General features: G+C 67.0%; 9 protein-coding genes. 8 read left to right on the top strand and 1 reads right to left on the bottom strand.

Annotation, left to right across the window (positions count from 1 at the left end; genetic code table 11):
* The first annotated feature begins 153 nt into the window (after positions 1 to 153).
* The 8 genes from Q1B08_RS13315 (at position 154) to Q1B08_RS13280 (ending at position 11,188) form a co-directional block, all read left to right on the top strand.
* The gene (locus Q1B08_RS13315; RefSeq protein ID WP_299819639.1) at positions 154 to 381 is read left to right on the top strand and encodes a hypothetical protein; all 228 of its coding nucleotides are present in this window, start codon (positions 154 to 156) and stop codon (positions 379 to 381) included.
* A 62-nt stretch (positions 382 to 443) separates the two neighbouring features.
* Positions 444 to 1,676, top strand: coding sequence for a GAF domain-containing sensor histidine kinase (locus Q1B08_RS13310; protein WP_299819636.1), 1,233 nt, complete (start codon positions 444 to 446; stop codon positions 1,674 to 1,676).
* A 404-nt stretch (positions 1,677 to 2,080) separates the two neighbouring features.
* Complete coding sequence (locus tag Q1B08_RS13305; RefSeq protein ID WP_299819633.1) at positions 2,081 to 3,646, top strand: alkaline phosphatase; 1,566 nt, start codon at positions 2,081 to 2,083, stop codon at positions 3,644 to 3,646.
* 434 nt (positions 3,647 to 4,080) lie between these two features.
* Entirely contained in the window at positions 4,081 to 5,082 is a 1,002-nt protein-coding gene (locus Q1B08_RS13300) for a TAXI family TRAP transporter solute-binding subunit (protein ID WP_299819630.1), read from the top strand.
* A 154-nt stretch (positions 5,083 to 5,236) separates the two neighbouring features.
* Complete coding sequence (locus tag Q1B08_RS13295) at positions 5,237 to 7,519, top strand: TRAP transporter fused permease subunit (RefSeq protein WP_299819627.1); 2,283 nt, start codon at positions 5,237 to 5,239, stop codon at positions 7,517 to 7,519.
* A 1,160-nt stretch (positions 7,520 to 8,679) separates the two neighbouring features.
* A complete protein-coding gene (locus Q1B08_RS13290; protein ID WP_299819625.1) occupies positions 8,680 to 9,831 on the top strand; it encodes an AI-2E family transporter in 1,152 nt (383 codons plus the stop codon).
* 149 nt (positions 9,832 to 9,980) lie between these two features.
* Positions 9,981 to 10,679 carry a cytochrome c oxidase assembly protein gene (locus Q1B08_RS13285; RefSeq protein WP_299819621.1) on the top strand — a complete coding sequence of 233 codons (699 nt, stop codon included), beginning with the start codon at positions 9,981 to 9,983 and terminating at the stop codon, positions 10,677 to 10,679.
* Positions 10,676 to 11,188, top strand: coding sequence for a CopD family protein (locus tag Q1B08_RS13280; RefSeq protein ID WP_299819618.1), 513 nt, complete (start codon positions 10,676 to 10,678; stop codon positions 11,186 to 11,188). The genes Q1B08_RS13285 and Q1B08_RS13280 overlap by 4 nt, the downstream gene beginning before the upstream one ends.
* On the opposite strand, the gene Q1B08_RS13275 is transcribed toward Q1B08_RS13280, so the two are convergent.
* Positions 11,155 to 11,670 (bottom strand): DUF2231 domain-containing protein, encoded by a 516-nt coding sequence (locus Q1B08_RS13275; protein ID WP_299819615.1) that lies wholly within the window; start codon positions 11,668 to 11,670, stop codon positions 11,155 to 11,157. The genes Q1B08_RS13280 and Q1B08_RS13275 overlap by 34 nt on opposite strands.
* Between the last annotated feature and the right edge of the window lie 36 nt (positions 11,671 to 11,706).

Here is an 11,706-nt window from a genome sequence, read left to right as displayed (position 1 = left end):
TTGACGGCTCGTCATCGCGGTCATGGACGACCGGCCGTCCGCACCTTCAGGTCTGCTCCCGTCTGTCCTGTCTCGCAACATCCTGGGAGGAAGTGTCCGATCTATCGTATATGAGGCTGTCGGTCCGTGCTGCGAACGACAGGAGCATGGACCATGACGAAGAAGATCGGCGACGCCATTCCCGGCGAACTGCTGGAGGGGATGCGAGTAACGCCCGAAGCGAACGCTCGCACAGCGCATGCTGGCGGCCATCGTGGCGAACCGTGCCCCGTGGTCGCGCCTCATCGAGTGGTTTCGAAGGCTGCGAACGGCGCCTCCCACGCAGGCGGGATGGCTGACGGCGAACGATTGCACCGTCACATACAGCTTTCGACCCATTGAGGTTGTTGTCGCTCGGCCATCCGGTGCTACTGAGGATGGCGCATGAAGGATAGAGGCGGCGAATGGGCGGACAGAAACAGCAACGCGCTATTGTTCAGGATCATGCGGCCTTTCTGGCGGGAACACATGACTTTCAGGCCGACATCGAGATGCTGGCGGGCAGCGAGCTCGTAGGCACCATTCTCGAAACCGTGATGCTGGCCACCGACATGCGCTTTGCCGGGGTCGCTCGAGTGACGGCCGACCGTTGGGTGGCCTGCCGGACCGTGGACGAAATCAACTTCGGTTTGGCCGGAGGCGACGAGATCGAAATCCAGTCGACCTTCTGTCAGTCCGTGCGGGAAACGTCCCGGAAAGTCCTGTTCAACGACGTCGCGACGGACGAGGTCTACAAGGGTCACCCTATCGCGGCCAGGTTCGGCATCGTCAGCTACGCCTCGATACCGATCCATCGCAGCGATGGCAGCTTCTTCGGCACGCTTTGCGCGATCGACACCGAGCCGCGCGACGTGAAGCATCCACGTGCGGTGGCGATGCTGGAGATGTTCGCGGAAATCATTGGCCGGGGCTTGGAAACCGAGGAGCGGCTGGAGGCACAGGAACAGCTCGTCGAACACGAGCGCGAGATGGCCCGCGTTCAGGAAGAGTTCGTCGCCGTGCTGGGCCATGATCTGCGCAATCCTGTGGCCGCACTCGGCGCCGGGATCCGGCAACTCGACAAGCAGCCCCTGCCGGACAGGGCGCGGCAGATCCTGCCTCTGATGCGCGCATCGCTCCATCGCATGAACGATCTGATCGATAACATCCTGCTTCATGCCAAGTCGCGCCTCGGGGGCGGCATCCGGATCTCCGCAACGCCGGACGCCCCATTGGCGGACGCCATCCTCCAAGTCGTTGACGAGGTCCGTGCGGCATCACCCGAGCACGAGATCACGCAGGACTTGCAATTCGACAGGCCGATCAGTTGCGACGCGCCGCGTGTGGCCCAAGCCGTCTCGAACCTGTTGTCCAACGCCACGCGGCATGCGTCGGGTGGCTCAACGATCGAGGTGCGGGGCGTCCTCAGAGATGGTGAAGTCGAAATATCGGTTGCGAACCGGGGAAAGGCCATTCCCGAGAGCGTCCGGAAAACCTTGTTCCAGCCATTCCAGCGAGGGGAACATGCGACGGGCGAAGGTCTGGGCCTCGGACTGCATATCGCCTCCTCCATCGCGACCGCGCATAATGGCCGGATCGAAGTGACCTGCGCGAACGGGACCACCACTTTCGCATTCAAGCTGCCCTTTCTGACGTAGGGGACGCCCGGAAAAACGTCTCCTTCGGGAAGCGCTGTTTCAGCTCCGCCTTGGCCGCGCTGTCAGGAAATACCCGTTCCCCGAGTACGGGTCGAATTTGGCAAGCGATGTGCGCGTCACATTCGAGAAAGGAAGCGCCCGGTGGACCATCAGGAACGACCACCGAGGATCGTTCACGACGAAGAGCGTTTGACTGGGTGTGCAGAATGGACCCGGAACGCCGCGGTCGATCTGGGTCTCTTCGGAGGCTTTGTTGCACAAATCCGGTGAGGGATTGCCAGCGGTCGTCGTTGCGCCGGTAAGCGTCGCAACACGATTGCCACCTGTCGAAGATCCCTTAGGGTAAACAGGCAGGCGCCCGAGGAGGGGCAACCCTGCGGTATCGACGGACAAGGGAGCACCTCATGAAATTCGGATTGTCACTTTCCATCCTCGCGCTTTCGGCGGCCGGGGCCTCGGCCCAAGACGTGCCGCAGGCGTCGAACCAGTGGTACGAGGACGCGCAGGCCACGCTCGAGGCGATGCTGTCGCGGGAGCCCAACACGAACCGTGCCAAGAACGTCATCCTCTTGGTCGCGGACGGTAACGGCGTCGCGTCGAATTATGCGACCCGTCTCTTCACCGGACAGCAGGAGGGCGGTCTTGGCGACGATTACGTCCAGCCGCACGAGGCGTTCCCGAACCTTGCGCTGATCAAGACCTACACGACCAACGGCCAGACGCCCGACAGCGCGCCGACCGCGGCCGCGTTCAACTCGGGGATCAAGGCCAAGAACGACGTGATCAACGTCACCGACGCCGTGGCTGTCGGGGATTGCGCCGCGGGGGCCGCGGAAGAGGTGACGCTCCTGTCCGAGATCGTCGCCGAGGCGGGCAAATCGGTCGGCATGGTCTCGACGGCCCGGCTGACCCACGCGACCCCGGCCGCCGTCTACGGGCGCACCGTCGATCGCGATTTCGAGGACGACACTCTGATCCCGGAGGGGTGCGAGCAGGCCGACCTGGCGTCACAACTGGCCGAGCAGGTCGAGGCAGGGGTCATCGACCTGGCGATGGGCGGCGGGCGCCAGCACTTCATTCCCGCCGAAGTGACCGACGCGGAGGGTGGAACCGGCAGCCGCGGGGACGGGCGCAACCTCGCGGAGGAGATGGCCGGAGAGAACGGCATCTATGTCCAGACGCAGGAGGAGTTCGACGCGATCGACACCGCGAGCGTCGAGGGTCCCGTCATCGGCCTCTTCGAGCCGAGCCACATGCAGTACGAGGCGGATCGCTCGGGCGAGCCGAGCCTTGCCGAGATGACGCAGGCGGCGATCGAGGTGCTTTCGCGGAACGAGGACGGCTATTATCTGCTGGTGGAGGCTGGACGGGTCGACCACGCCAACCACGCCGGCAACCTCGCCCGGACAGTGCGGGACGGCCGCGCCTTCGCAGAGGCGATCGCGATGGCGGACGAGATGACGGACGACGCCGACACGCTGATCGTCGTGACCGCCGATCATGATCACGCCCTTCAGTTCAACGGGTATTGCGGTCGCGGCTCCGACATCACGGGGCTCTGCATGGAGGTCGATCCGTCCGGTATCGAGCATACCGGCAACCCGAACGTCGCCTCGGACGGCATGCCCTATACCGTGGCGGGCTACCTGAACGGGGCCGGCTCCGTCCTCGTGGAGCAGGTGGACGAGATCCCCGACGCGGACAATTCCCAGCCGACCGAACCGGATGTCGGTGAAGCCGAGGGCGAGGCGCAGCCGCTCTATGCCGGTTCGCGTCCCGATCTGACCGAGGAGGAGGCGACCGATATCGACTACCTCCAGCAGGCGCTGGTGCCGATGCCGTCGGAGACCCATTCCGGGACCGACGTGGCCCTCTATGCCAAGGGTCCCTGGGCCCATCTGTTCGACGGCACCATCGAGCAGAACGTAATCTTTCACGTGATGAACCACGCGATGAACGCGGAGGAGTAGGAGCGGATCATCCGCGCTTCGCGAAGGCCGGTCCGGCAGTTCCGCCGGTGCCCTGCCCCGCGACCGCCACCGGGTCGGCAATCGCCGTCCCGGTGTGCCGTTCGACCGGGCGCGGTTCGGATCCCTGCCGTCCGTCGATGCGTCGGTCCGGGCGGCGCGCGGCGCGTTCTTGCCGGACCGACCCGGCCCGGGCGATCCATCCCAGGCTCTGACCCGGATATTACGGCTACGATCCGGGCAGGACGCGGACACGTTATTCCATGACCGCTTCCGAGGACGGTCGCCGCCCCTTCGGCTCGTCGATGCCGTCAGGGAAATTCTTACATCGTCGGTCCCGTCTGGCCTTTTCCCGCGACCTTGGTCACAAGATTGTCTGGCGATTACGGCGAGGCATCGCGCCGGCCGGACAACATGCGCCCATTGGGAGGATAACGATGAGAACCACCGAGATTCTTGCCGCCGTCGCGGCACTGACCGCCACGACCGCCACCGCGCAGAACGAGACCTATGCCGATCTCGACCGCACGGGCTGGCCCGACAGCTTCACCGTCGGAACCGCGTCGCAGGGCGGCACGTTCTTCGTCTACGGCTCGGGCTGGGCGAACCTCGTCGGCGAGGAGCTGGGCATCTCCGGGGGTGGCGAGGTCACCGGCGGACCGATGCAGAACATGGCGCTCGTGCATACGGGCGATGCAGCGTTCGGAATGACGACGATGGGCCCGGCGCGCGAGTCGCTCGAGGGGACCAACCCGATCGCTCCCGGCCTGACGATGACGCAGGCCTGCGCGATGTTCCCGATGTATCAGACGCCGTTCTCGATGGCCGCGCTTTCCGGCTCGGGCATCACCTCGGTCGAGTCGATCCCGGCCGGGGCGCGCATCGGCTTCGGGCCCGCCGGCTCCACCTCCGACACCTACTTCCCTGCGATGCTCGAAGCGCTCGGCGTCGACTTCGAGCGGCGCAACGGCGGCTGGGACGACCTTGGCGGCCAGCTCCAGGACGGCCTTCTCGACGCGGTGGCCTTCGCCGTCGGCATCCCGACGCCGGCGATCAGTCAGGCCGAGGTGCAGACCGACATCAACTTCGTCGACTTCTCGGAGGAGGAGCAGGCGCAGATCATCGAGGAGTTCCCGGTCTCCGAGTTCACCATCCCCGCCGATACCTACTCGACGCTCGAGGAGGACATGCATTCGGTCGCGATGTGGAACTTCGCCATCGCCAACTGCGACTTGCCCGAGGATTTCGTCTACGCGGCCACCGACATCGTGATGTCGGACAATGCCCGCATGATGAACATCCACGGCTCCGCGGCCGAGACGGTGCCGGAGAACTGGGACAAGAACACGGTTCTGCAATGGCACCCCGGCGCGGCCCGCTGGTTCCGCGAGAATGCGGGGGCCGAGATACCCGACGACATGGTCTACAGCGCGCGGTGACGCCGCACGCGGTCCCGGTCCCATCCGGGCCCGCGTCGGCATGGTCGGAACCGCGCCTCTTTTGAGGTGCGGTCCTTTCGGACTAGGAAAGGTGCCTTGACGCACCGGAAGATCGCGTAACCGGTGCGGAGCCGGTCCACGGGGAAAGAACGACATGGCCGAAAGCCGGGACGACCTAGAAACGAAGCCGAAGCTCGAAGCGGGGGGGCTCGCCGAAGGCGGCGGGGTGATCGCCGAAGGCGTCGACGACGAACCTGTCGAGGCCAACCGCCGCGACTATTCAGGCTGGCGGCTGAGCCTGATGGCCTGGTTCGCCGGACTTTACGCGGCGTTTCACATGGCGGCCCTGAACGGCATATCGATCGAGCGGTGGACCGGGGTCGAGCTGCCGCTCCTGCCGACCTTCCCGATGGAAACCTGGAACTTCCGCATCGTCCACGTCGCCGGCGCGCTGCTGCTGGGCTTCGCGATGTTCGCCGGCCGCGCGTTTGCCGAGGACGCGTCCAAGGGGACACGCGCGGTCGACGGGCTCTCCTGGGCCTTCGCGGTGGTGGGCCTCGTTTCGCTCGGCACCGCGCTGTCGTTCTCGATCGAGATCGCCAACGGCGCGATGTGGAACGGCATGGATCCCGGCATCCGGGGCCGGGAGATCTGGTGGTTCGGCGCCCCCCTCCTCGCGGCCACCGCGGGCGGCATCGTCCTGAGCTGGGTCCATCGGCACCCTCGCGGCGGTTTCGCCGCGCCCGACATCGTGCTGGGCATTTGCGCCCTGTCCGTCGCGGTCTATCTGATCACGATCTACGGCACCCTGATGCGCAACTCGACCGGCACGCCGTTCGCGCCGATCGGCATTTCGCTCGCCGCGGTGGCGGGCGTCGCGCTGATCCTGGAACTCACGCGCCGGGTCGCGGGCCTCGCGCTCGTCGTCATTTCGGGCATTTTCCTCGTCTATGTCTTCACCGGGCAATTCCTGCCCGGCTTCCTGAACTCGCCCGCGATCTCATGGGAGCGGTTCTTCAGTCAGGTCTACACCGATGCGGGCATCCTGGGGCCGACCACGGCGGTGTCCTCGACCTACATCATCCTCTTCATCATCTTCGCGGCGTTCCTGTCGGCCTCCAAGGTCGGCGATTATTTCGTCAACTTCGCCTTCGCCGCCGCCGGGCGTTCGCGGGGCGGACCGGCAAAGGTCGCGATCTTCGCCTCCGGCCTGATGGGCATGATCAACGGCACCTCCGCGGGCAACGTCGTGGCGACCGGCTCGCTGACGATCCCGCTGATGAAGAAGGTCGGATACAAGTCCACGACCGCGGGGGCCGTGGAAGCCGCCGCTTCGACCGGCGGACAGATCATGCCGCCGATCATGGGGGCCGGCGCGTTCATCATGGCCGAGATCACCGGCATTCCCTACACCGAGATCGCGCTCGCCGCGATCATCCCCGCGATCCTGTACTTCGTGTCGATCTACTTCATGGTGGATTTCGAGGCGGCCAAGCTCGGCATGCGGGGCATGCGCGAGGACGAATTGCCGAAGTTCCGCAAGATGGCGCGGCAGGTCTACCTGTTCCTTCCGATCGTCATCCTGATCGGGGCGCTGTTCATGGGCTATTCGGTGATCCGCGCGGGCACGCTCGCCACGCTTTCTGCCGCCGTCGTCTCCTGGCTGACGCCCTACCGCATGGGCCTGCGCCAGATCGGCCGCGCGTTCGAGCTTGCCGGCATCATGTCGATCCAAATCATCGCGGTCTGCGCCTGCGCCGGCATCATCGTGGGCGTGATCGCGCTGACCGGGATCGGTGCGCGCTTCTCCTCGCTGCTGCTCGGCATCGCCGGGGCGTCGGAGCTGCTGGCGCTGTTCTTCGCGATGTGCATCGCGATCATGCTCGGGATGGGGATGCCGACGACGGCCGCCTATGCGGTCGCGGCGAGCGTCGTCGCGCCGGGCCTGACGAACCTCGGGATCGAGCCGCTCACGGCGCATTTCTTCGTCTTCTACTTCGCCGTCGTCAGCGCGATCACGCCCCCCGTCGCCCTGGCGAGCTACGCCGCTGCGGGTATCTCGGGCGCCAATCCGATGGCCACCTCGATGGCGTCGTTCAAGATCGGCATCACCGCCTTCGTCGTTCCGTTCATGTTCTTCTACAACTCGGCGCTGCTGATGGACGGGACCTGGCCGGAGATCGGCCGCGCGGTCCTGACCGCGACGGCGGGGGTCTACCTGCTCTCGGCCGCGGTGCAGGGCTGGTTCCTCGGCGGACGCATCGCCTGGTGGCTTCAGATCGCGCTCGGCGTCGTCGCGCTCTTCATGATCGAAGGCGGCATCGTGACCGACCTCATCGGGATCGGCGGCGCGGCCGCGATCTGGGCGGTGCAACGCTTCGTACGCCCCGACCCGGACATGCCCCGCGCGGCTCGCGGAACCGGTTCACGTCGATGACGGGCGACTGGAAACGGTTCGTCAGGCGCGCTTCGATGTGATGCCCCGTGATCGCTCCATGACAGGACGCCGGAAGATCGTGTGACGCTTCGGCCTCCGGCACCTTTCCGATCAGGCCGGCGTCAATCTCCGCTCGAAGTCCGTCGTCGGCCCCCGACGATCCGTGACCCCAGTATCGGTCGATCGTGCCGTACACGATCGGCCGATCCCGTTTCCGACGAGACTTTGCGCATTGGCGACGCGCCAGGGATGACACGCCGGCAAGCGTATCCGCCGGTTTGGAACCGTCCAGAGCCGTAATCGCACCCGAAAAACCCGGCTGATCAGCAGCGGATCCCCCTCGCAGTCAGCGGCAACACGTCGCCACGACCGCGCCTACGGGCGCCTGCCGGCTGACCGTCACCCCCACGGAGCAGGACCGGCACCGTCCGGCCCTTCCCGCCACATCGACATCACGGGATTGCCAGTGCCCGCCATCATTCCCGGCAGGTTGGACGGATGCAGGACGGGTCGCTTCACGATCAATTACGCCTCCGCCTTAAAGACCGGGATCGTCGAGAGCCCGCCACCGCTCGCAGGACCGCCCGCGATCGAGGACGAAGCCAGCGTCGTGACCCAGGTCGAGACCACCGACGAACGGTCCGCAGATACGCGACGGAATCGTTCAATTCCGTGACGCCCAATGCCCCGCTTCCCGCCATGACACGTCCGTGACCCCAGGCGGTTGCCGAAGGGGCGAACATCGACATGGAGTGGATTACCACCTCGGGTTCCCAAGCTCCGCCCGTCATCGCCATCTTCCCCGCGGGCTTGCCCATGCGGAACGGCGGCTTCGTGATCCGGTCGGCGGGGCTGGTGGCGGCCGTGCCGCTGGCCGTCGGGCGGTTCGGCCTTGCCTCGCATCGGACGGGATCGCGTCGTCCCGGCCACCCAATATGCACGCTCCGAGGCGTCCGGCGGTGCCGCGACGGAAACCCGACGCGGGGCCGCGAGACTCCGGCCCCACCCGGAACAATCGGGCCGCCCGTCCGCTTTGGTTCGAGAACGGCCCCCGCGATGGACGGGTCGGGCAGGACGGGACCGGATCGGATGGACGCGCCAAAGCCGAACCCGCTGACACGCGCCGGCCGGGCGCCGGGACGCCCGGTTCCGGTGCGCCGATGAGCCGGGACGCGCCGGGGGACGACCCGGAGCGCCGGGACGCGCGGGGCCTTGCGGGGACCCTGCTGCCGGGATGCGTCGTGGCGATCGCCCTGATTCTTCTTGGCTGGGCACTGCGCGCGACGGCCCCCGTGGTCGTCCCCCTCGTCTTTTCGGTCTTTCTCGTGCTTCTCGTCGCGCCGGTGGATCGCCGGATCGCCGCACACGTGCCGGGCCGGCTTCGATGGCTCGGACACGTCGCGGCGATGGGCACGATCGTGGGAGCTCTCCTTGTCTTTCTCGGCGCCGTCTGGTTCGCGGCGAGACGGGTGGTGGACCGCTTCCCCCTGGACCTCGACGGCGGCCTCCGGTCCCCGGAAGGTGCCGCGTCGGGGACGTCAGGCGTGCCGGCGGCGGAGACCGACACCGGGATCCTTCCGGACAGTGTCAAGGCGATCTTCGACATGTCGGACCGTTCCCCGGGCGCGCGTCTGGCGGAATGGGCATCGGAACATGCCTCGGCCATCCTTGGCGCCGCGGAGGCGACCATGGGCTCTCTCGTGCTGATCTTCTTCCTGACCCTCCTGATGCTGATCGAGGCCCCACTCTGGAAGGAGAAGGTCGCCAGCTTGGCCGGCGGATCCCGTCACGACGCGCTGGAAGCAGTCGGCGTCGTCGCCGAGCGGTTGCGATGGTATCTGCTGGCACGCGCTTTCATGGGCCTGCTGACCGGGATCCTCTACATGGCCTGGCTGTGGATCTTCGGCCTCGACCTGCTGATCGTCTGGGGCCTGCTGGCCTTCTTCCTGAACTTCATCCCGACCTTCGGCTCGCTGATCGCGGGCATCCTCCCGATCCTCTATGCCTTTCTGCAAAAGGACGTCGGCACGGCGCTGGCGATCGGCGGCGGCCTGCTCGTCATCGAACAGATCATGGGCAACTACGTCGATCCACGCGTGCAGGGCCGGCAGGTCGCGCTGTCGCCGCTGGTGGTGCTGGTCGCCCTGCTCTTCTGGGGTTGGGTCTGGGGGATCGTCGGGACCGTCCTCGCCGTCCCCGTCACCATCGCGATCACCGTGATCTCCGTGCATGTCCGGCCGCTCCGGCCCGTCGCGCTCCTGCTCGGTGACAGGACCGATCCCGACGCCCTCGACGAGCTCGGCCGCCGCTGAGCGGGCGGGCGCGTTCGGGCTGGACCGCCGGGCCGAAACCGATACAGATGGGGCGCGGCGCGGGATCCCCGCGGGCTGCCCGGAACGCGCCGGACCGATGGCGGGGCGGCCCCCTGCCCCGGCCGATCTCCAAGACGAACGGAGACGACATGGATCGAATCTATTGCGGCGTCGCGCCCCTTCCGGCCGAGCTCTGGTCGCGCTGGAACCTCGACCCGGTCCTTCTGGGGGCGCTCGCGCTCCTCGCCGCACTGGTCTGGCGGACCATCTCGGGGCGCCTCGCCGTGGCGGTCCTGTTCCTCGCCTTCGTGTCGCCGCTCTGCGCTTTGTCCTCCGCGCTCTTCTCCGCCCGCGTGGTGCATCACGTGCTACTCGTGGCGGTGGCCGCTCCGCTTCTGGTGCGGGCCGCCGGACCGCGGGGCGCGGGCCTGCCGGCGTCAGCCTTCGCGGTGTCGACGGCGACGCTCTGGGCCTGGCACTGGCCCGGGGCCTACGACCTCGCGCTATCGCATGTGGGGGTCTACTGGCTCATGCAGCTTTCCCTGCTGGGCAGCGCGGTCTGGTTCTGGCGCGTCGTCCTCGCGCCGGAGCGCTCCGGGGTGGAGGCGCTGACGCTGATCGTGGCGGCCTTCGCGCAGATGGGCATGCTCGGCGCGATCCTGTTCTTCGCCCCGCAACCGCTCTACGAGGCGCATCTGCTCGCACCCTTCGCCTGGGGCCTCGCGCCGCTCGACGACCAGCGGCTCGGCGGACTCCTGATGTGGGTTCCGGCGGGTCTGCCCTACGCGGCGGTGGCGGCGTTCGTGGCGCGGCGCGGCTGGACCGCGCTCCGGCGGGCACCGGCATGATCGAGACGCTTTCGGTCCTGGTCCCGCACGTGAAGGCGCTCCATGTCACGGCGCTCAGCGTCTGGTGCGCGGCGCTGATCGCGCTGCCGCTGATGCTGGCGCTCCACGATCCGGCCATCGCGCAGGCGGACTACACGCGCGTGCGCCGTTCGACCCATCTCACCTTCACGTTCCTGATGACGCCCATGGCGGTGATCGCGGTGATCTCGGGCACCTGGCTCATCTTCCTGCGCGAGGCGTTCGTGCCGTGGCTCTTCCTGAAGCTCGTTTTCGTGGGCGCGATGGTCGCCTTCCACGCCTGGCTCGGCAACATCCTCGTCCGCGTGGCGGAAACGTCCGGCATGCATCGCCCGCCGCCTCCGTTGCCGCTCGTCTTCGGGGTGATGGTCCCGATCCTTGCCGTGATCACCCTCGTCACGGCAAAGCCGGATCTGGGGGACATCCGCTTTCCGGACTGGCTTTCCACGCCGAGGGATCAGTCGCTGCCCTTCGACGTTCCCAGCCGATAGTCGAAGACGAGCTTGCCGCCATGCCATCCGGTGAACGCCACCACGAGCACGCAGACGCTCGACAGAAGCAGCCCGTAGGGCAGCACCGCCGTCTCATAGCCATAGAGCCGGTGGCCCCAGTTCGTGCCCAGAAGCGCCAGCAGCAGGACCGCGATGATGAAATGCGTCCAGGCCGCGGCCCGCGCGCGGATGCCCGACACGAACAAAAGCTCCATCGTTCCCGACAGCCCGGCCAGCATCCCGAACAGGAACCCGGTTCCCGCCGCCCAGATGCCGGCCCGCGCCCAGAACGGATCGCCCGTCCACCAGTAGAGGAGGTCGGCCCCGAAGGTGCAGAAGGTCAGCGCGACCGGGAAGGAGACCGTCATCGCGTGGATCGGATGCCCGTGGATCGAGATCTTCGACTCCGTCTGATCCCATCCGGGATGGCTGGTGATCGGGTCGATCAGGGTCTCGTCGGCGTTCTGGACCTGTTCGGGCACGGGCGGCGGCTCCTGCGCGGGGGCGTTCTCGCATCA

It is taken from the genome of uncultured Jannaschia sp., from assembly GCF_947494025.1.
Classification (GTDB): domain Bacteria; phylum Pseudomonadota; class Alphaproteobacteria; order Rhodobacterales; family Rhodobacteraceae; genus Jannaschia.
This window is presented reverse-complemented; position numbering and strand designations above follow the sequence as displayed.